Source organism: Rhodococcus koreensis (assembly GCF_017068375.1).
Taxonomy (GTDB): Bacteria; Actinomycetota; Actinomycetes; order Mycobacteriales; family Mycobacteriaceae; genus Rhodococcus_F; species Rhodococcus_F koreensis.
In genome coordinates, this window is the sequence record NZ_CP070609.1 from 7017434 (window position 1) to 7037396 (window position 19963).

18 protein-coding genes are annotated in these 19963 nt (G+C 69.4%); 13 read left to right on the plus strand and 5 right to left on the minus strand.

Features of this window, described 5'->3' with window-relative positions:
• Positions 1-8: 8 nt before the first annotated feature.
• Positions 9-1676: a steroid-22-oyl-CoA synthetase gene (gene casI, locus JWS14_RS31845; RefSeq protein ID WP_206016235.1), complete on the plus strand. Its 1668-nt coding sequence runs from the start codon at positions 9-11 to the stop codon at positions 1674-1676.
• 13 nt (positions 1677-1689) lie between these two features.
• On the plus strand, positions 1690-2577 hold the full coding sequence (locus JWS14_RS31850; protein ID WP_206015060.1) for an LLM class F420-dependent oxidoreductase: 888 nt from the start codon (positions 1690-1692) through the stop codon (positions 2575-2577).
• Here JWS14_RS31850 and JWS14_RS31855 read toward each other — a convergent pair.
• Positions 2561-3001, minus strand: a complete 441-nt coding sequence (locus tag JWS14_RS31855; RefSeq protein ID WP_095861134.1) for a nuclear transport factor 2 family protein — start codon at positions 2999-3001, stop codon at positions 2561-2563. The genes JWS14_RS31850 and JWS14_RS31855 overlap by 17 nt on opposite strands.
• Before the next feature lie 139 nt (positions 3002-3140).
• On the opposite strand from JWS14_RS31855, the gene JWS14_RS31860 reads away from it, so the two are divergent.
• From JWS14_RS31860 to JWS14_RS31885, 6 genes are read left to right on the plus strand one after another with little or no spacing between them, the layout of a single operon-like run.
• On the plus strand, positions 3141-4307 hold the full coding sequence (locus tag JWS14_RS31860; protein ID WP_206015061.1) for an acyl-CoA dehydrogenase family protein: 1167 nt from the start codon (positions 3141-3143) through the stop codon (positions 4305-4307).
• Positions 4304-5242, plus strand: coding sequence for a bifunctional MaoC family dehydratase N-terminal/OB-fold nucleic acid binding domain-containing protein (locus tag JWS14_RS31865; RefSeq protein WP_206015062.1), 939 nt, complete (start codon positions 4304-4306; stop codon positions 5240-5242). The genes JWS14_RS31860 and JWS14_RS31865 overlap by 4 nt, the downstream gene beginning before the upstream one ends.
• Positions 5242-6354 carry an acyl-CoA dehydrogenase family protein gene (locus tag JWS14_RS31870; RefSeq protein WP_072940772.1) on the plus strand — a complete coding sequence of 371 codons (1113 nt, stop codon included), beginning with the start codon at positions 5242-5244 and terminating at the stop codon, positions 6352-6354. The genes JWS14_RS31865 and JWS14_RS31870 overlap by 1 nt, the downstream gene beginning before the upstream one ends.
• Complete coding sequence (locus JWS14_RS31875) at positions 6351-6782, plus strand: MaoC family dehydratase (RefSeq protein WP_072940769.1); 432 nt, start codon at positions 6351-6353, stop codon at positions 6780-6782. Before JWS14_RS31870 ends, JWS14_RS31875 begins: the two co-directional genes overlap by 4 nt.
• Positions 6779-7957: a lipid-transfer protein gene (locus JWS14_RS31880; RefSeq protein WP_206015063.1), complete on the plus strand. Its 1179-nt coding sequence runs from the start codon at positions 6779-6781 to the stop codon at positions 7955-7957. The genes JWS14_RS31875 and JWS14_RS31880 overlap by 4 nt, the downstream gene beginning before the upstream one ends.
• A 2-nt stretch (positions 7958-7959) precedes the next feature.
• Complete coding sequence (locus tag JWS14_RS31885; RefSeq protein ID WP_072940764.1) at positions 7960-8772, plus strand: MaoC/PaaZ C-terminal domain-containing protein; 813 nt, start codon at positions 7960-7962, stop codon at positions 8770-8772.
• A 76-nt stretch (positions 8773-8848) separates the two neighbouring features.
• Here JWS14_RS31885 and JWS14_RS31890 read toward each other — a convergent pair whose 3' ends face one another.
• The gene (locus JWS14_RS31890) at positions 8849-9622 is read right to left on the minus strand and encodes an SDR family oxidoreductase (RefSeq protein ID WP_206015064.1); all 774 of its coding nucleotides are present in this window, start codon (positions 9620-9622) and stop codon (positions 8849-8851) included.
• Between the two features lie 113 nt (positions 9623-9735).
• Here JWS14_RS31890 and JWS14_RS31895 point away from each other — a divergent pair, with 113 nt between their 5' ends.
• Both JWS14_RS31895 and JWS14_RS31900 read left to right on the plus strand, forming a co-directional pair.
• Positions 9736-10497, plus strand: a complete 762-nt coding sequence (locus JWS14_RS31895) for an SDR family NAD(P)-dependent oxidoreductase (RefSeq protein WP_072940758.1) — start codon at positions 9736-9738, stop codon at positions 10495-10497.
• 157 nt (positions 10498-10654) lie between these two features.
• On the plus strand, positions 10655-11710 hold the full coding sequence (locus JWS14_RS31900; protein WP_206015065.1) for a ferredoxin--NADP reductase: 1056 nt from the start codon (positions 10655-10657) through the stop codon (positions 11708-11710).
• Between the two features lie 8 nt (positions 11711-11718).
• Here JWS14_RS31900 and JWS14_RS31905 read toward each other — a convergent pair whose 3' ends face one another.
• The 3 genes from JWS14_RS31905 to JWS14_RS31915 are packed head-to-tail and all read right to left on the minus strand — an operon-like array spanning position 11719 to position 16888.
• Positions 11719-12588, minus strand: coding sequence for a class II glutamine amidotransferase (locus JWS14_RS31905; protein WP_072940752.1), 870 nt, complete (start codon positions 12586-12588; stop codon positions 11719-11721).
• 24 nt (positions 12589-12612) lie between these two features.
• The gene (locus JWS14_RS31910) at positions 12613-13341 is read right to left on the minus strand and encodes a flavodoxin family protein (RefSeq protein ID WP_072940749.1); all 729 of its coding nucleotides are present in this window, start codon (positions 13339-13341) and stop codon (positions 12613-12615) included.
• A 58-nt stretch (positions 13342-13399) separates the two neighbouring features.
• Positions 13400-16888, minus strand: coding sequence for a serine/threonine-protein kinase (locus JWS14_RS31915; RefSeq protein ID WP_206016236.1), 3489 nt, complete (start codon positions 16886-16888; stop codon positions 13400-13402).
• A gap of 103 nt (positions 16889-16991) precedes the next feature.
• On the opposite strand from JWS14_RS31915, the gene JWS14_RS31920 reads away from it, so the two are divergent.
• The 3 genes from JWS14_RS31920 (at position 16992) to JWS14_RS31930 (ending at position 19861) form a co-directional block, all read left to right on the plus strand.
• Positions 16992-17699 (plus strand): nitroreductase, encoded by a 708-nt coding sequence (locus tag JWS14_RS31920; RefSeq protein WP_095861129.1) that lies wholly within the window; start codon positions 16992-16994, stop codon positions 17697-17699.
• Between the two features lies 1 nt (position 17700).
• Positions 17701-18843 carry a class I SAM-dependent methyltransferase gene (locus JWS14_RS31925; protein WP_072940723.1) on the plus strand — a complete coding sequence of 381 codons (1143 nt, stop codon included), beginning with the start codon at positions 17701-17703 and terminating at the stop codon, positions 18841-18843.
• A gap of 163 nt (positions 18844-19006) precedes the next feature.
• Positions 19007-19861 (plus strand): Bax inhibitor-1/YccA family protein, encoded by an 855-nt coding sequence (locus JWS14_RS31930; RefSeq protein ID WP_174705482.1) that lies wholly within the window; start codon positions 19007-19009, stop codon positions 19859-19861.
• Positions 19862-19963 lie beyond the last annotated feature (102 nt).

Sequence of the window (19963 nt, forward strand, 5' to 3'; positions counted from 1 at the left end):
CAGGAGAGATGGAGTTGGAACGCACCACGATCGCCCGGATGCTGCTCGACCGCCTGGGTGACGACAGGATGGGAGTCCGCACCCGGGAACAGGATTGGACCTGGGACGAGGTCGTGCACGAGAGTGCCGCGCGCGGGAGCGTCGCGTCCTCGCTGCGCCGCGACGGCCCGTTCCACGTGGGCGTCCTGCTGGAGAACACCCCCGAGTTCCTGTTCTGGCTGGGCGGCGCGGCCCTCGCAGGCGCCACCGTCGTCGGCATCAACCCGACCCGCCGCGGGGCGGAACTCGAGGCCGAGATCCGGTACGTCGACTGTCAGCTGATCGTGACGGACACCGCGGGGAAGGCGCAGCTCGCGGGTCTCGACCTCGGGCTGTCCGAGGACCGGTTCCTGCTGGTCGACGAACCGGCCTACACCGACCTCGTCGCGGCCCACGCCGTGGAGCACCCGGTCGAGGACCCCGCGCTCGACCCGTCGACGCTGTTCCTGCTGCTCTTCACGTCCGGCACCACCGGCACGTCGAAGGCGGTGCGGTGCAGTCAGGGCCGCCTCGCCCGGCTGGCGTACGCGAACATCGCCAAGTACGGGCACGTGCGCGAGGACGTCGACTACTGCTGCATGCCGCTGTTCCACGGCAACGCGCTGATGGCGCTGTGGGCGCCCGCCCTCGCCATCGGCGCCACCGTCTGCCTGCCGCGCAAGTTCTCCGCGTCCGGTTTCCTGCCCGACGTCCGGTTCTTCGGCGCCACGTTCTTCACCTACGTCGGCAAGGCGCTCGCGTACCTGATGGCCACCCCGGAACAACCCGACGACCGGGACAACACGCTGGTCCGCGGTTTCGGGACCGAGGCGTCCCCGGAGGACAAGGCCGAATTCGTCCGCCGCTTCGGCGCCGAACTGTACGAGGGATACGGCTCGAGCGAGGGCGCCGGTTCGGTGACGCTCGACCCCCACGCCCCCGAGGGCGCGCTCGGCAGGCCCGCGAACGAGAACATCGTCATCGTCGACCCCGACACGCTCGCGGAGAAGACCCGGGCGCGGATCGACGAGCACGGCCGGGTGCTCAACCCGGACGAGGCGATCGGCGAGATGATCGACAGGGCGGGCGCGGCACGGTTCGAGGGCTACTACAAGAACGAGGACGCGATCGCCGACCGGATCAGGCACGGGTGGTACTGGACGGGCGACCTCGGGTACGTCGACGAGGCCGGCTTCATCTACTTCGCAGGCAGGAAGGGCGACTGGATCCGGGTGGACGGCGAGAACACCTCGGCGTTGATGGTGGAGCGGATTCTGCGCCGCCACCCGAAAGTGATCGCCACCGGCGTGTACGCCGTGCCCGACCCGAGGTCGGGTGATCAGGTGATGGCGGCCGTCGAGGTGTCGGACCCGACCGATTTCGATCCGGTCGAGTTCGCCGCGTTCCTCGCCGGCCAGGACGACCTGGGCACGAAGGCGGCCCCGCGATTCGTCCGGGTGTCGACGGACCTGCCGGTGACGGGATCGAACAAGGTGCTCAAACGGACCCTGCAGGAACAGCGCTGGCGGTGCGACGATCCGGTCTTCCGGTGGGTGGGACGCGGTGTTCCCGAGTACCACGCGATGACCGACAGTGAGAAGGCCGCGCTGGAGCAGGAGTTCCACACGCACGGCCGGCAACGATTCCTGCACGTGTGACGGTGAGGGTGACATGAAACTGGGTGTGGTGATTCCCGTCGAGCTGGGACGGGCCGGTGAGCCCGAGTGGATACTCGAATTCGCCAGGGCTGCCGAATCACTCGGATTCGACGAGATCTCCGCCGTCGAACACTCGGTCGTGATCGCGGACACGGCGAGCGAATACCCGTACTCGCCCACCGGCAAGTCACACTTGCCCGACGACTGCAGCCTCCCGGACCCCCTGGAACTGCTGTCGTTCGTCGCCGGCGCCACGACGACCCTGGGTCTCGCGACGGGAGTGCTGGTACTGCCCAACCATCACCCGGTGGTGCTGGCGAAACGCCTCGCCACCCTGGACCGGCTGTCGGCGGGACGCCTCCGCGTCTGCCTCGGTCTCGGCTGGATGCGGGAGGAGATCGAGGCGTGCGGCGGCGACTTCGACCGACGCGGCGCGGTGGCCGACGAGGCGATCGCGGTGATGCGGGCCCTGTGGTCGGGCACCGCCGCGGTCGACTTCGAGGGCGAGTACTTCTCCTTCCGCGGCGCGCAGAGTTGGCCCAAACCGCAGCGGGATTCGGGCGTGCCGCTCTTCATCGGCGGTCACAGCCCGGCCGCCGCACGCCGCGCCGGGAGGCTCGGCGACGGGTTCCAGCCCCTCGGCCTCGCCGGCGACGACCTGAATCGGGCGATCGCCCGGATGCGGGCCGCCGCGGCAGGCGCGGGCCGCGACCCCGCGGACGTCGACCTCGTGCTGGGTGCCACGCTGCCCTGGCTGGACGAGGCGAAACTCGAGCGGTCCCGGGACCTGGGCGCGAACCGGCTGGTCCTGTCGGCGTCCCGGCACGCGCAGTCCCTGGACCAGGTCGTCGACGAGATGGCCGCCTGCTCGGCCCGCCTGGGACTCAGTCCGGCACGGTGACCGGCACGTCCTCGCTGAAGTCGACGATCAGTTCGCGCCGGGCGAACCGCCAGCCGGAGTCGCCGAGCACGTAGCGGTCGTGGTAGCGCAGCGCGATCCGGTTGTCACGGAATCCGTTTCGGCCGGAGTAGACGTGATGGGCGGTGCAGTACGTCTCACCCGACGCCGTCGACCCGTCCACGTCGAGCACCTGCTGGTGGACGACGTGCCGCGTGGAATGCAGATGCGTGACGGCGTCCACGACGGCGGACGCGAGTGCGTCACTGCCGTGCAGTTCCGTCGCCGCGCCGGTGCCCGTCAACGCGGGCGGAAGGACGAACGTCGCGTCGGGGTCGAACAGCGTCGCGAGCGTCGCCGCCTCGCGCCGGTCGACGGCCCGCGCGTAGCGGGCGGTGAGTTCGGTGAGAGCGAATTCGGTGGCCATTCCACCATTCCAGCGGACGCCCGGCATCGGCGACAGCCGCCTCCCGGTGACCGAGACACCGGCACCGGGGCGGGGGAGTGCTGGTTAGCGTCCAGAACACACGTGGCGACAGCCACGCACAGGCATGAGGAGATCGCCGATGGATCTGAGGGAATCGCCCGCGCAGCGGGAACTCCGGCGGGAATTGCGCGCCTACTTCGCGGCATTGCTGCCGGAGGAGAAGCGGCGCGTCGCAGGTGAGGAGGGTGTCGGCGGCGAACACTTCCGCGACATCGTGCGCCTGCTGGGCAAGGACGGCTGGCTCGGTGTCGGCTGGCCGGTCGAGTACGGCGGCCAGGGTCGGTCGATCGAAGACCAGTTCGTGTTCTTCGACGAGGTGCAGCGGGCCGGGTTGCCGTTCCCGTTCGTCACCGTCAACACCGTCGGGCCCACGCTGATGAAGTACGGCACCGAGGAGCAGAAGGCGCGGTTCCTGCCCGGCATCCTCGTCGGCGACATCGTGTTCGCCATCGGCTACACCGAACCCGAGGCAGGCACCGACCTCGCCGCGCTGCAGACCCGGGCCGTGCGCGACGGGGACTCGTGGATCGTGGACGGCAACAAGATCTTCACCAGCGGCGCCAACACCGCCGACTACGTGTGGCTGGCGTGCCGCACCGATGCGGACGCGCCCAAACACAAGGGAATCTCGATCCTCATCGTGCCCACCGACGACCCCGGGTTCAGCTGGTCGCCCATCCACACCGTGGGAGGACTGACAGTCACGTCGACGTACTACAGCGGGATCCGGGTCGGCGATCAGGACGTCGTGGGCGACGTCCACGGCGGGTGGCAGTTGATCACCGCGCAACTCAACCACGAACGGATCGGGCTCGCGGCGCTCGGCGGCCGCACACTCGGCTTGTGGCACCAGGTTCTCGACTGGGCCCGGGAGAACGGCGCACTCGACATCCCCTGGGTACAGATGGACTTCGCCCGCACCCACGCCAAGCTCGAGGCGATGCGACTGCTGAACTGGAAGATGACCGCCGCGGTCGCGCGGGACGCGTTGTCGGGCGCCGACGCCGGCGCCACCAAGACGTACGGCACCGAAACCCACGTCGACGTCTACCGCACGCTGCTCGGGATCCTCGGCGCCGCGGGCCGGCTGCGCCCCGGCTCACCGGGAGCGGTCCTCGCCGGCCAGATCGAACAGATCTCACGGCAGAGCGTGGTGAACACGTTCGGCGGCGGCGTCAACGAGGTGCTCCGCGACATGGTCGGCACCCTCGGCCTCGGACTGGTGCGCGAGAAGAGGGTGAAATGAGCGAACTCCTCACCCGGCTTCGGGCGTTCGAGGGTCGGACGATCGTCCCTGCCACCTGGGGTCCCGACCCCGTGAACACACCCATGATCCGGCACTGGGCCGAGGCGATGGGTGACACGAACCCCGTCTACCTCGACGACGACGCCGCACGCGCCACCGGCCGTCCCGGTGCCGTCGCGCCGGCCCAGATGCTGCAGGTGTGGACGATGCGCACGTACGCAGACAAGATGTCCGGCGCCGACCCGTCACCCGTCTGGACGGAACTGGTCGACACCCTCGACGAGGCGGGATTTACGTCCGTCGTCGCCACGGATTCCGACCAGGAATTCTTCGCCGAACTGTGCCCCGGCGACCGGGTCAGCATGACCGAGGTGGTCGAGTCCGTGTCCGCGGCGAAGCTGACCGGGCTCGGCGCCGGACATTTCGTCACCACGCTCAAGACGTACCGCAACGGCGACGGTGAGATCGTCGGCACCCAGCGGTGGCGGACACTCCGCTTCCGGCCCACCGAACGCCCGGTCCCGCGCGCCCTGCGCCCGCGTCCTGCCCTCAACGAGGACAACGCCTTCTGGTTCGCGGCCGCCCGCGAGCACCGCCTCGTCATCCAGCGGTGCACGGGTTGCGGTGTGCTTCGGCACCCGACCGGACCGATGTGTGGGGAGTGCCGCTCCACCGAGTGGGACACCGTCGACGCGTCGGGGCGGGGCACCGTCTACACGTTCGTCGTCAACCACCACCCGAAGATCGACGCCTTCGACTACCCCCTGATCGTCGCGGTGATCGAACTCGAGGAGGGCACCCGGCTGATCACCAACATGACGGGCGTCGAACCGGGGGACGTGCACATCGGAATGCCGGTGGAACTGGACTGGATCGACGCCGACCCGGAACTCACGCTCCCCGCGTTCCGGCCCGCCACATGGGAGGAGAACTGATGGACTTCACATTCGGCGAGGAGCAGGAAGCGGTGCGCGGACTGGCCGCGGACGTATTCGCCGCCAAGTCGCGACCCGAACGGATCAAGGAAATCGAGTCGACCGCCGACCGCATCGACCGGGAACTGTGGCGCGAACTCGCCACCACCGGTCTGCTCGGCATCGCCCTGCCCGAGAACCTCGGGGGCGGCGGCGCGGGACTCGCGGAACTGTTCGTCCTGCTCGAGGAACAGGGCCGGACCGTGGCGCCGGTTCCGTTGTGGCCGCACGTGCTCGGCGCGCTCGCGATCACCGAGTTCGGGGCGCCCACCCAACGCGACGCCCTGGTCCCCGCGGCGGCGGACGGCAGCCTGATCCTCACCGTCGCACTCGAGGAGTTCGGACCCTATGTGGACGGTGAACCGGCGACGACTGCCCGCGAGGTGGACGGCCGGTGGCACGTGCACGGCGCCAAGGCCGCGGTGCCGGTGGCGCATGTCGCCGAACGCCTCGTCGTCTCCGCGGCGACAGTGAGCGGTCCGGCGCTGTTCCTGGTGCACCCGGAATCCGCGGGAGTGACCGCGCAGCAGGCGGAGTCGACCACCCGCGAGATCTGCGCGAACGTCACGTTCGACGGGGCGCCGGCAGAGCCACTCGGCCCCGCGGACGGTACCGCGGTGCGGTGGCTGCTCGACCGGGCGGAGCTCGCGGTCGCTGCCCTGCAGCTGGGCGTGGGCGAAGGTGCGGTCCGTCAGGCCGTCACCTATCTCAATGGACGCACCCAGTTCGGCCGCCCGCTCGCGACATTCCAGGCCGTCACCCACCAGCTCGCGGACTGCTACATCGACCTCGAGGCCATGCGTGTGACGCTCTGGCAGGCCGTCTGGCTCCTCGGGAGCGGGGAGGATCCGGGAACCGCCGTGCCGGTGGCGAAATGGTGGGCCACCGACGGCGGCCAGCGGGTCGTCCACCGCACGCAGCACGTGCACGGCGGGATCGGCGTCGACACCGACTACCCGGTGCACCGGCACCTGCTGTGGGGCAAACAGCTCGCCGCCACACTCGGCGGCGCCTCTTCCGACCTGGCGCGTCTGGGTGCGCAACTGGCGGCCGGCGTCGAGGTGGTCGCATGACCGCGACCGTCGGCGCCCCGGCCTACGAGACCGTGCAGATCGGCGACCGGCTGCCGGAGCTGGTGATTCCGCTGACCCGCACCCTGATCGTCGCCACCGCCCTCGCCACCCGCGACTTCCAGGACGTCCACCACGACCCGGCCCTCGCGGTGGAGCGGGGATCGAAGGACGTGTTCATGAACATCCTCACCACCAATGGACTGGTGGGGCGGTTCGTCACCGACTGGGCGGGCCCACACGCGTCGCTGCGCCGCATCGCGGTGCGGCTCGGCGTCCCCAACCACCCCGGCGACGAGATGACCCTGACCGGTGAGGTGGTCGCGAAGGACGACGGCCTCGCGACCGTGAAGATCCGCGGCACGAACAGCCTCGGCGACCACGCCACCGGCACCGTCGTCGTCGCCTTGCCTGCACGAGGAGACTTGTGACCAGCCCCCTGTCGGGCGCCGCCGCCATCGTCGGCATCGGCGCCACCGAATTCTCCAAGCACTCGGGACGCAGCGAACTGCAACTGGCGTGCGAGGCGATCGTCGCCGCGCTCGCCGACGCGGGCATCGACCCGTCCGAGGTGGACGGACTGTCCACGTACACCGCCGAAACCAACGGTGAGGTACTCGTCGCCCGCAACACGGGCATCGGTGAGCTGAAGTTCTTCTCCCGCATCGGCTACGGCGGCGGCGCCGCGTGCGCCACCGTCCAGCAGGCGGCCATGGCCGTGGCGACGGGCATCGCGGACGTCGTCGTCTGCTACCGCGCGTTCAACGAACGGTCCGGTGTGCGTTACGGACTCGGGCAGCACGACCGCCCGATGGACAGCACCGCGGACCGGGCCGCCTACGCCTGGCTGACCCCACAGGGACTGTCGACGCCCGCCCAGTGGGTGGCGATGTTCGCCCGCCGGTACATGCATCGGTACGGTGCCACGAGCGAGGACTTCGGCCGGGTCGCGGTCGTCGCCCGCAAGCACGCCGCCGTCAACCCCGCCGCCTGGTTCCACGGGAGGCCCATCACCCTCGACGACCATCAGCAGTCGCGGTGGATCGCCGAACCGCTGCGTCTACTGGACTGCTGCCAGGAAACCGACGGCGGCCAGGCGCTCGTCGTCGTCTCCGCCGAACGCGCCAAGGACCTCCGCAACACCCCGGCGATGATCAAGGCCGCCGCGCAGGGGTCCGGCAAGGACCAGCACATGATGGCAAGCTACTACCGGCCCGACATCACCGGAATACCCGAAATGGGCCTCGTCGGCAGGCAACTCTACGGGCAGAGCGGTCTCGCGCCGGACGACATCGCGGCGGCGATCCTCTACGACCACTTCACCCCGCTCGTCCTGCCGCAACTCGAGGAACTCGGGTTCTGCGACCCCGGCGAGGCGAAGGACTTCATCCGGGACGGCAACCTCGAGATCGGCGGCAGCCTCCCATCCAACACGCACGGCGGCCAGATCGGCGAGGCCTATCTGCACGGGGTCAACGGCATCGCCGAGGCGGTACGCCTGATCCGCGGAACGTCGACCACACAACCGGACGGCATCGGCAACGTGCTGGTGACCGCGGGCACCGCCGTGCCCACCAGCGGCCTGATCCTGGGCAGAGAAGACTGATCATGACGACAACCGAGCGCACGACGGCAGGAGCGTGGCGGGGTGAGGACCTCGGCACCCGGACCGTGAGGTACGACGAGCGCGATGCCATCCTGTACGCACTGTCGGTGGGTGCGAGGGCCACCGAACTGGACCTCGTCTTCGAGGAGCGTCTGCGGGTGCTGCCCACGTTCGCTCTGACGCTCGCCCAGTGGGCGCCCGACGAACTGGGGTCGCGGGGCGCTTTCGACACGAAGACGGCGCTGCACGGATCGCAGGAACTGACGGTGCTCGCGCCACTTCCGCGTCGCGGCGAGATCGCGTTGTCGGCGTCCGTCGGCGAGGTGTGGGACAAGGGTTCGGCGGCAGTGTTCGACGTGCGCGTCGAATCAGAGTTCTTCGTCGCCACCTGGTCGCTGTTCGCGCCGGGCGCGGGCGGGTTCGGCGGCGATCGCGGTCCCGCGAAACCGTCTCGGCCCGAGGGCGAACCGGTCGTGCAGCGCGTCCTGCACACCGCGGAGAACCAGGCGGCGCTGTACCGGCTGACCGGCGACCGGCACCACATCCACATCGATCCGGCGGCGGCGGAGCGGATCGGGCAGCCCCGGCCGATCATGCACGGCCTGTGCACCCTCGCCGCGAGCGCGCTGGAACTCGCGCGGGCGCTCGACGTGCACCCCGCCGACCTCGCCCGGCTCGAGGGACGGTTCGCCGCACCGGTGTACCCGGGCGACGCGCCGTCGTTGCGGGCGTGGGGCGACGCGCACGATGCGTCGTTCGAACTCGTCCAGGGCGACCGGCCGGTGATCGCCGGCGCCCGCGCCGCGTTCGGCTGACCGCACGGTCGCCTTCCGTCGCCGAATGCCGCACCGGTGCAGGTGAACTGAACCGGTGCGGCGTTCGGTGTCGAGGTCAGGAGTGGGCCGCGAGGTACCGCGCCGGGTATTCGCCGCCGCCGTGGACGGCGAGATCGGCGCCGTTGACGTACGACGCCTGCGCGCTCGCCAGGAACAGGCAGGCGTCCGCGATGTCGGACGGCACCGCCATCCGCCCCATCGGAAGGGTCCGGGTGACGGCGGCGCCGCCGTCATCGCCGTAGACGGACGCCGCGCTCTCGGTGCGGATGAGGCCCGTGGTGATGTGGTTGATGCGGACCTTCGGAGCCCATTCGAGCGCAAGCGCTTTCGTCAGCACGAGCAGGCCCGCCTTCGCGGCGCTGTAGGCGGCGGTGCCCGGTTGCGGATCGTGGGCCGAGACGCTGCCGATGTTGACGATCGCGCCGCCGTCGAACTGCTGCTGCATCACCGCATTCGCGGCCTGGGCGACGGTGAAGGGTGCCAGCAGATTCAGCGCGACGATCTTCTCGACGAAGCGCGGCGAGACGGTGGCGGCGTCGGCGTCGGGCGACCCACCCGCGTTGTTGACGAGGACGTCGAGGCGGCCGAATCGGGCGACGGCATCGTCGATCAGTCCAGCGGCGTCGGCGTGGTCGCGAACGTCGGTGGCGCGGAACGCGGCGGTGCGATCACCGTGGGCGGGCAGGGTGTCCGGCGCGGACCGGCCGCACACGAGCACGTTCGCACCCGCGGCGAGAAACGCCTCGGCGACGACGAAACCGATGCCCTTGGTACCGCCGGTCACGACGACGGAGCGGCCACTGAAATCGAGGGGACGGGGATGTGTCACGGGGAGACCTTCGGAGTGGGGAGCGCGGGGGAGACCCGGCGCTCGGCGGTGATCAGTGAATATGTACGACCAAGCAATTGCTTGGTCTCGATAGTAGGGGAACGGGAGCGGACATGAACACACTCGACGGCAAGGTCGCACTGATCACGGGTGCCGGCCAGGGGATCGGGCAGGGAATCGCCCTCGCCCTCGCACGGGAAGGGGCGGCGATCGCGGTCGCCGGACGCACGGAATCGAAACTGCACGACACGTGCGAGCGACTGTCCACGATCGGCGCCCGTAGCGCACCCGTGGTGTGCGACGTCAGCAGGCGCAAGGACATCGCGTCCGCCGTCGAGCGGACCGTGGATGTGTTCGGCGGCGTCGACATCCTGGTCAACAACGCCAACGACTGCTCACCGGGACCGATCCTGTCGGTGATCGACGAGGAGTACGAGCGGTCGTTCGCGACGGGACCGCTCGCGACGCTGCGGATGATGCAGTCGTGCCACCCGCACATGGTCTCGCGCGGCGGCGGCGTGATCGTCAACCTCGTCACGTCGGCGGCCGTCCGCTGGGACGCGAGCAACTACGGCGCCTACGGTTCGATCAAGGAGGGCATGCGTTCGCTGACCAGGTCGGCGGCGTGCGAGTGGGGCCGGGACGGCATCCGGGTGCTGTCCGTCGCCCCGCACGCGAAGAGTCCGGCGCTCGCGCGGTGGATGGACCGGAACCCGGACGAGGCGGCGGAGTTCGTGGCGGGCATCCCCCTCGGACGGGTCGGTGACGCCGAGACCGACATCGGGCGCGCCGTCGTCTTCCTCGTGAGCGAGGACGCCGGCTACCTCACCGGGGCGACCATCCCCCTGGACGGCGGGCAGTCCCGTTGGGGCTGACGGCGGGCAGTCCCGTTGGGGCTGACGGCGGGCAGTCCCGTTGGGGCTGACGGCGAAAATCCGGGGTCCCGCCCAGCGGGAAAGGCTGAGGCCACCACTGTCGAACTGCACTAGTTTCGGCAGGATCGAATTACCGTAGCGAGAGGGCACCGTCGCGATGACGACCGTTGAAACACCACGCAGTTCGCGATCAGTAGTGGTCACCGTGGCCGCCGTCGTGGAGGAGACGTCCGACGCCCGGTCGCTGGTGTTCGACGTCCCCGACGAGCGCAGGCACGAATTCGCCTACAAGCCCGGGCAGTTCCTGACTCTGCGCATCCCGAGCGACCGGACGGGATCCGTCGCGCGGTGCTACTCGCTGGCCAGTTCGCCGTTCACCGACGACCTGCCGAAGGTGACGATCAAGCGCACCGCGGGCGGCTACGGTTCGCACTGGTTGTGCGACAACGTCGGCGTCGGTGACCGCATCGAGGTGCTGCCACCCGCCGGAGTGTTCACCCCGGCGAGCCTGGACGAAGACCTGATCTTGTTCGCCGCGGGCAGCGGAATCACCCCGGTGATGTCGATCCTCAAATCAGCGCTGAGCGAAGGGAACGGGAAAGTCGTTCTCGTGTATGCGAACCGGGACGAGAAGTCGGTGATCTTCGCCGACGAGTTGCGGGACCTCGCCGCCCGCCACGAACACCGGCTGACCGTCGTGCACTGGCTCGAGAGCGTGCAGGGCCTGCCGACACCACGCCAGCTTGCCAACCTGTCGGACCGGTTCCGGGACCACCGCGCCTACCTGTGCGGACCCCGCCCCTTCATGGACGCGATCCACGAGTCGCTCGCACTCGCCGGCGTCCCGCGCGACCGGGTGCACGCCGAAGTGTTCACCTCACTGTCCGGTGATCCGTTCGCGGACGTCGTGGTCGAGGACCTGTCGGACACGGAAGCGGGAGCGGCGTCGACGGTCGAGGTGCAACTCGACGGCGAGGCGCACAACCTCAGCTGGCCGCGCCGGGCGACGCTCGTCGACGTCATGCTCTCCACGGGACTCGACGTCCCCTACTCCTGCCGCGAAGGCGAATGCGGTTCCTGCGCATGCACGGTCGTCGAGGGTGAGGTGGACATGGACAACGCATCGATCCTCGACCCCGAGGACATCGCGAGCGGCTACATCCTCGCGTGCCAGGCCCGTCCCGTCAGCGAGCACGTGCGGGTCGAGTTCTGACCGGGTAGCTATTTCTCGGTCTGCGCCGCCGCCGCGCGGGCGTTCAGGTCGGCGAGGCGGATCGGGTACCGCGGCGGGCGATCGACGATCACCTCGCGGGTGACGCCGAGGTCGGCGCCGACGTGCAGCAGTTCGCCCGGCTGCAGCGGCGTCCAGCCGGGATCCTCGTCCATCTGCTCGCTGGCGACGACCACCGCGGGACGCTCGGCGAGATGTTCGGACCTGGCCCGGATCCGGCCGGGGGTACTCGCGTGCTGGAGGTGGCGTCCGCCGCTCGGACCGCCTGCCCGCCGTTCGAGGAAGAGCAGGTCGTGGGTGTCCGGATAGCGCAGCGCCCACAACTCGCCGGGGGTGGTGAGCAGGATGTTGAGCGCGTAGATCGGCACGTTGTCGGCCAGCCACCGCGCGGCCGACGTGATCCCTGCGGTGACGTCGCCGCCGTTCCTGCCGATGTGACTGGTCACGAGCGCGAAGACGCGTTCTGAATCGGTGTCGCCGTGAACGAGTGCGAGATCGGAGCCCAGTTCCGCCTCGAGCTTCGGCAGGTCCTCGACCACGCCGTTGTGGGCGAACACGCGACCGTCCTGGGCGAACGGATGAGTGTTCTGCGGAAGCAGTTCGCCCGTGGTCGCGAAACGGATGTGCGCGACGAACGTGGCCGAGTACCGGTGCTTCGCCTCCTGCGCGAACTCCGCGTCCTCGTACGCGGCGAGCGGTTGCTTCTCCACCACCGGCGTCCCGTCCTCCGCGAACGTGCCGAGGCCGGTGCCGTCCGGCTCGCGGTGACTCTGCTGCGCCAGGCTGTCCGGGGCGTCCAGCAGCCAGAACGACGCGCGAACGCGATGCGGGGCGGCGGACAGCCCGAACAATCGGCACATGACTTCCCTCTCGGGTGGGACGGCTCAGCGGTAGTCCGGGTTGGCGAAGTCGGGGCGGCAACCGGCGTCCCACTCCGAGCGTTGATTGCCGTACACGGGGAACCCGCCTGCCTTCTTCAGCATCGCGGCGACGTGCATCAGGTTGTACGTCATGAACGTGGTGTTGCGGTTGGTGAAATCGTTCTCCGGGCCGCCCGACCCCTCGTCGAGATACGACGGTCCGGGCCCGGCTTCACCGATCCATCCGGCGTCGGCCTGCGGCGGGATCACGTATCCGAGATGCTGGAGGCTGTAGAGGATGTTCATCGCGCAATGCTTGACCCCGTCCTCGTTGCCCGTGATCAGACACCCACCGGCCCGCCCGTAGTACGCGTACTGGCCGTGGTCGTTGAGCAGCGACGAGCATCCGTACAGCCGCTCGATCACCTGCTTCGTGACGGAACCGTTGTCGCCGAGCCAGATCGGGCCCGCCAGCACCAGGATGTCGGCGTCCAGCACGCGCCGGAACAGTTGTGGCCATTCGTCGCTCGGCCACCCGTGCTCGGTCATGTCCGGGTAGACGCCGGTCGCGATGTCGTGGTCCACCGCCCGGAACTGGTCGACCGAGACGCCTTCCTTCTCCATCAGGCCGACACTGCGGTCGATCAACCCCTGGGTGTTGCTCACATCGGGTGACCGCTTGAGGGTGCAGTTGACGAACAAGGCACGCAGACCACTGAACCGTGGCCCGTCCTGCGGCGATGGATCGGTCATCAGTCCACGATATGCCGCGGCGGTTCCTCTTCGTGGCGGAAGTGGCGACAGGTCGCAGCTAGCTCTCGATCGGCGTCGCCGTCTCCAGTGCTGCGGCCAGGAACTCCGCCGGAACATCCGGCCGGTCGGGCGGCCACCGGCCCGCTCGCCTGTCCTCGAGGAGCGCCGTCAGGGCGGGCACCATGCGCGGACCGCCGTCGATCAGGTAGCGCACGAAGCCGATTCGCACACACGTCGCGGCGATGGACGCCAGCACCGGCTTCGCTTCGTCGACCCGTCCCGCGGCGACCAGGCACGCGACGAGCAGGCGATTGGCCTGCATCGCCGCCCTCGGTCTGCGCTCCTGCTCGACCCGGCGCACCCACTCCTGCGCGCGGCGGCACGCGACGTCGGGCTCGACCGCCGATTGCTTCCGGATCTCGGTGGCGTCGTCGAGCTGCGCGATGATCTCGGCGAAACCGAAATCGGGTTCCCGGGTGGGTTTCCCGGCAGTGGGCGGCGGCTGCGGCGAGGCGGGCAGGCCGAGCCGGACCCGTTCGTTCTCGACCCGGGCCCGTAGCCGGGGCAGTCCCAGCGAGGCCGCCGCGGACGCCCCCTCGTCGAGGTGCCGGGCAGCGGACACGACGTCGCCGCGTGCCGCCTTCAGCCGGGCGCCCGTGACGAACCGGGCGATCATGAAATCGACTATGCCTGCCTCCGGTCCGAGTTCGTAGCTCTCGTCGAGAAGTCGCTCGGCCTCGTCGAGGCGACCCAGTTCGTACATCAGCTCGCCCAGGAGCGCACCCGCGAGACGTGCGGCGTGCGAGTGCGAGCCGATCGATTTCGTCGCGGTCTGCACTGCCAGCCGGAAGTTGTCCTCGGCCGCGGTGATGTCGAGTTGCTCCATCGCGGCGATACCGGCGAAGCAGTAGCCGTACATCTTGCTGAACGGTCCGATGGTCCGCTGGTGGTAGCCGGTGGCCCACTCCTGCAGGCGGCGGGCCTCCACGAAATCGAACTGGGCGATCGCGACCGCGGAGGCGAGATTGGACCCCGCCGAGACCACCCACGCGCGTAGGGTTTCCGGCCGGGCCAGACATTCCGCGATGAGGTCGGGTACTCCGGCGATGCGATCGGACGACACCGCGATCACGGCGCGGACGATGTCGGCCTCCACCCGGATGTCCGCCTGCTCGGATTCGCTCAGCGCCGAGGACTCGAGACTCGACGCGACCAGCGACAGCGCCTTCAGCGCCGGCGACACCCGCTGCAGCAGGATGTTCGCCCACGCCACCGCGATCTGGATGCGCGGACTGGACTCGACCAGCGTCTGCGGCAGCTTGTCGACCAGGCCGAGCAGCGCGACCATCCGCGAATGCTCCACCAGGTACATGCCCTGTTCCTCGACCACCGCGACGGCCACGTCGCGATCGCCCGCCGCCAGTGCGTGATCCACTGCGTCGCTGACGTAGTGGTGATCGGCGAACCAGTGCGCGGCCGCACGGTGCAGATCCGCGACGCGCGACGGATGATCGCGCTCGAGCCGTCGGCGCAGGTATTCGGCGAACAGGTGGTGGTACTCGAACCACTCCCGGTCCTCGTCGAGGCTGCGCAGGAACAGGTCGCGCGATTCGACCTGCTCGAGCAGGGCCTGACCGCGGGTGACGTTCGCCAGCACGCCCGCGAGTTCGCCGCACACCCGCTCGGTGATCGACGTGGCCAGCATGAAGTCGAGCAGCGCAGGCTCGAGCGTGCTGAGCACGTTCTCCGCCAGGTACTCGCCGATCGCGTGGTGGCGGCCCGACATGTGCCGGATGAGGTCGCCGGGATCGGCGCGATCGCGCAGCGACAGCGACGCCAGTTGCAGCGCCGCCACCCACCCGTCCGTGGTCTCCTCCAGCGCCTCCACGTCGGAGTCGTCGAGGTGCAGTCCGCCCAGATCGACCAGGAACCGCTGCGACTCTGTGAGGTCGAAACGCAAAGCCACGGAGTCGATTTCGACGAGCTCGTCACGCACCCGCATCTTGGCGAGCGGAAGTCCCGCCTGGCTTCGGCTGCTCACCACCATCTGCAGGTGGTGGCAGCCGTTCTCCAGGATGAAGTCCATCGCCGCGATCGTGTCCGATGACGTGACACGGTGCCAGTCGTCGATCATCACCACCACGTGCCGCCTGCTGTCGTGGACCTGATTCACCAGCGACGTGAGCACGAACCGTTCCGCCTCGGCGCCGTTCTCGTCGAGCGCCTGGCCCAGTTCGTCGGCCAGCGTCGGCTCGGCCCGGCGGATCGCCTCGACGAGATGGGACAGGAACCACACGACGTTGTTGTCGTCGTTGTCCACCGTCAACCAGGCGACGGCGGCGCCGTCCTCGATGAGGACGTCGCGCCACTGGGCTGCAACGGTGCTCTTCCCGAATCCGGCGGGGGCGTGGATGAGCGTCAACCGCCGCCGCTGGCCCAGCCGGAGCAGATCCAGGAGGCGGGTGCGCTCCACCAGGGAACGCATCGGGGTCGGCGGCCGGAACCGGGCGGCGGCGCTCGGCGGGGTGGCACCGGACCGCCGCCGGTAGCTGCGACTGCGCCCGGACTGCGTGGTCGGCGTCGAACTGTGCTCGGTGCGCGGGAACTCGTCCGCCGCGGCGGGGAGCGCCATCTCGTCGACGTCGAGTCCGTGCCTGCGTTCGATGTCGCGGAGTTCCTGCCCGAATTCCGCTGCAGATTCCGGTCGGTCGGTCGGTTCCTCGGACATGGCCCGCTCGATGGCAGTGCACACGTCGTCGGGAATGTCCTCGCCCCGCAGATCCGGAACGGGTTGCGTGGCGATGCGGAGGAACTGCGCGACGAGCCGCTCGCCGCTCCGCCGCTCGAACGCGGCATGTCCGGTCAGAAGACAGAACAGTGCGGCGCCCAGGCTGTACACGTCGGAGGACGCGGACGGCGCGTCACCGCGCAGGACCTCCGGGGCCGTGAACGCCGGCGAACCGGTGATCATGCTCGACGTCGTCTCGAAACCCCCCGAGACGCGCGCGATGCCGAAGTCGGTGAGCTGTGGTTCCCCGTATCCGGTGAGCAGGATGTTCGCGGGCTTCACGTCGCGGTGCAGGGTGCCGAGGCGGTGCGCCGTTTCCAGAGCGCCCGCCAGTTTCACGCCGATGCGCAGCGTTTCACTCCACGGCAGCGGCCCTTCGCGGCGAATCCAGGCGTCCAGCGAGTTGCGCTGGTGGTACGGCATCACGATGTACGGCCTGCCGCTGCGTGTCACCCCGGACTGCAGGATGTCGACCACGTGCGGATGCCCCGACAATTTTCCCATCGCACGCTGCTCGCGCAGGAAGCGTTCCCGGTCCTCGCCGTCCAGATCGGAGGACAGCACCTTGATCGCGACCGTGCGGTCGAGGGCCGTCTGCAGGCAGCGGTACACGACCCCGAACCCTCCCCGGCCGATCTCGCGGGCGTCGTCGAATCCTTCCGAAGACAGCTCCGCGACGATGTCGGTCACGACGATCCGCTTGGTAGCCTGCGGATCCGAGTCGGTCGGCCCGGAACTGCTTTCCGGGTGTCGTGGCACACTCAATGAAATCACCTTCTCGGTGCACTGACGCCAGCATATCGCGGTCGTGCGACACGGAGAGCGGTGTTCGAGAACGAGTAGACCCGAGGAGAATTCGACGGTGACGGATACCGGCATTGCGACAGCGCGCACGACCCCGGCCGAGCGCACCCTGGCCCAGCTCCTCGACGCGCGAATCAGTTGCAGGGCATACCTGCCGGAGCAGGTGCCGCGCGACGTGATCGAGAGGATCCTCGAGCTCGCGCAGCAGACGCCGTCGTGGTGCAACACGCAGCCGTGGCAGGTCGCGATCACCGAGGGGGAGGGCACCGAGCGGTTCCGCGCCGGGCTGGCGGAGTACGTCCGCACCCACCCGCAGGAGTCCGACTTCGACTGGCCACGCGAATACGTGGGCGAACACAAACTGCGCCGCCGCGAGTGCGCCATGCAGCTGTACGCCAGCGTCGGGATCGCCCCCGGCGACCGGGCCGCGTCCGCCGAGCAGACGATGAAGAACTTCGACCTGTTCGGGGCGCCGCACGTCGCGATCGTGACCACCCACGAAGCACTCGGCACCTACGGCGCCGTGGACTGCGGCCTGTACGTCGAGACGTTCCTGCTCGCCGCGCAGAGCCTCGGAGTGGCGACCATCCCGCAGGCCGCCGTCGCGGGAAGCTCGCGGTTCATCCACGACTTCTTCGCGCTCGAGGAGGACCGCAGGGTGGTCTGCGCGATCTCGTTCGGGTACCCCGACACCGAGAACCCCGTCAACGGATTCCGCACCCACCGGGAACCCGTCGCCCACGTCGCGCAGTGGGTGTCCCGGTAACGTGCTCGACTCCGAAGTGTTCGACCGGGACGACCTGTTCTCCCGGCTGCGTCGACGCCCCGACGTCGAGGCCCCCAACCTGACGGCCGTCGACGCCGCCGACCGGCTGATCCTCGACGAGGGCGCGGCCGCCCTGTCCGCCGCGTCTCCCGGGACGCTCACCGTGATCGGCGACCACTACGGTGCCCTCACCCTCGGCGCCGCGGTGACGCACGGTGCCACCGGAATCCGCGTGCACCAGGACCCGCTGACCGGCGAACTGGCGCTGGCCGCCAACGCCGCGACCGTCGGGCTCGCCGACCGGTACCGGGCCTGCGCGCTCGGCGAGGAACTGCTCGCTGGGGCGACGGTCGTGCTGATGCAGCTGCCGCGGAGCCTCGGCGAGCTCACCGAGGTCGCCGAGACGATCGCCCGCCACGCCGACCCGTCCGTCGTCGTCTACGCGGGCGGACGCAACAAGCACATCTCCACCGCCATGAACGACGTGCTCGGGCGGTCGTTCTCCGACGTCCGCGCCACCCTCGGCAGACAGAAGTCGCGGGTGCTGATCGCGCGCGGACCGCGGGACTCGGCGCAGCAGACGTACCCCGTCACCGATCACCTCGCCGAGATCGGGCTGGACGTCGTCTCCTACGGGGCGGCGTTCGCCGGCCCCAAACTGGACATCGGGACCCGGTACCTCCTCGACTTCCTGCCCCGGGTGAACCCCCGGGCCCGTGCGGCCGTGGACCTCGGCTGCGGAACCGGCATCCTCGCCGTCAGCCTGGCCCGCCTCCTCCCGGAGGTGTCGGTGATCGCGACGGACCAGTCGTCGGCGGCGGTGGCGTCTGCTGCCGCGACCGCCCGCGCCAACGGGCTCGACGGGCGGGTGTCCACCCTGCGCGACGACGCCATGTCCAGCCTCGCGACCGACAGTCAGGATGTCGTCCTGTGCAACCCGCCGTTCCACGTGGGCGCGGCCGTCCACACCGGTGGGGCGTCGAAGATGTTCGCCGAAGCCGGCCGCGTGCTCCGGCCCGGCGGCGAGTTGTGGACCGTGTACAACTCCCACCTCGGATACCGGGGCCGGTTGCAGCGGCTCGTCGGCAGAACCGACGTGGTCGGGCGGAATCCCAAGTTCACGGTCACCCGGTCGGTGGCCTGACCGCCACGCCGACCGGCCTCGTCTGGCGAGTGTCCCCGCGGCACCGGTAGAGTCCGAATTGTCCGACCCGAAAGCGACGAACGGGAACTTGCGGTGGGTGCGGGACGTTCAACGTACAAGACACCCGGATCCACCCGGCGAGCCACGAGAAGGGATGTGCACGGTGCGCACCACCAGTAACCCGGTGTTCCGCAACCTGCCCAAACAAGAGGGCAGCGGCGGATACGCCTCGTTCGGATCTACGACGGCCGGCGCCGCGCAGGTCACGCAGCAGTTCGGTCAGCCGCAGTACACGCAGGCCGAGCCCTACCGGACGGGTCCCGACCACCGTTCGATGACCATCGACGACGTCGTTACCAAGACGGGCGTCACGCTCGGCGTGCTCACGGTGTCGGCGATCATCTCCTACTTCCTGGTGAGCAACGACGCGAACCTGGCGACCCCGCTCGTCATCGGCGGCGGCCTCGTCGGTCTCGTACTGGTCCTCGTGGCCACGTTCGGCCGCAAGATGGACAACCCGGGCATCGTCCTCGCCTACGCTGTCGCGGAGGGCCTGTTCCTCGGCGCGCTGTCGTTCATGTTCACCGACGTCACGTTCGGTGGAGTCGGCGGTGCGGCGCTCATCGGGCAGGCCGTGCTCGGCACGTTCGGCGTGTTCTTCGGCATGCTCGTCGTCTACAAGACCGGCGCCATCCGGGTCACACCCCGCCTGACGCGGATGATCATCGGCGCCCTCATCGGTGTCGTCGTCCTCGCCCTCGGCAACCTGATCGCCAGCTTCTTCACCGAAGGCGGCCTCGGCCTCCGCGACGGCGGTCCCGTGGCGATCATCTTCAGCCTCGTCTGCATCGGCATCGCCGCGTTCAGCTTCCTGCTGGACTTCGACGCCGCCGACCAGCTGATCCGCGCCCAGGCGCCGGAGAAGGCAGCGTGGGGCGTCGCCTTCGGACTCACCGTCACCTTGGTGTGGCTGTACGTCGAGATCCTGCGACTGCTGAGCTACTTCAACAGCGACTAGGCGCGAAAGCGCGAAAAAGGCCCCGAGAGCAGAAGCTCTCGGGGCCTTTCGCGCTTCGCGCCCGTGAGTGGTTAGCGAGTCTCTGCACTCGTCAACCACGCA

Coding starts and splice junctions, on each gene's coding strand:
- casI (WP_206016235.1), top strand. CDS start 9: ATGGAGTTGGAACGCACCACGATCGCCCGGATGCTGCTCGACCGCCTG.
- JWS14_RS31850 (WP_206015060.1), top strand. CDS start 1,690: ATGAAACTGGGTGTGGTGATTCCCGTCGAGCTGGGACGGGCCGGTGAG.
- JWS14_RS31855 (WP_095861134.1), bottom strand. CDS start 3,001: ATGGCCACCGAATTCGCTCTCACCGAACTCACCGCCCGCTACGCGCGG.
- JWS14_RS31860 (WP_206015061.1), top strand. CDS start 3,141: ATGGATCTGAGGGAATCGCCCGCGCAGCGGGAACTCCGGCGGGAATTG.
- JWS14_RS31865 (WP_206015062.1), top strand. CDS start 4,304: ATGAGCGAACTCCTCACCCGGCTTCGGGCGTTCGAGGGTCGGACGATC.
- JWS14_RS31870 (WP_072940772.1), top strand. CDS start 5,242: ATGGACTTCACATTCGGCGAGGAGCAGGAAGCGGTGCGCGGACTGGCC.
- JWS14_RS31875 (WP_072940769.1), top strand. CDS start 6,351: ATGACCGCGACCGTCGGCGCCCCGGCCTACGAGACCGTGCAGATCGGC.
- JWS14_RS31885 (WP_072940764.1), top strand. CDS start 7,960: ATGACGACAACCGAGCGCACGACGGCAGGAGCGTGGCGGGGTGAGGAC.
- JWS14_RS31895 (WP_072940758.1), top strand. CDS start 9,736: ATGAACACACTCGACGGCAAGGTCGCACTGATCACGGGTGCCGGCCAG.
- JWS14_RS31900 (WP_206015065.1), top strand. CDS start 10,655: ATGACGACCGTTGAAACACCACGCAGTTCGCGATCAGTAGTGGTCACC.
- JWS14_RS31905 (WP_072940752.1), bottom strand. CDS start 12,588: ATGTGCCGATTGTTCGGGCTGTCCGCCGCCCCGCATCGCGTTCGCGCG.
- JWS14_RS31910 (WP_072940749.1), bottom strand. CDS start 13,341: ATGACCGATCCATCGCCGCAGGACGGGCCACGGTTCAGTGGTCTGCGT.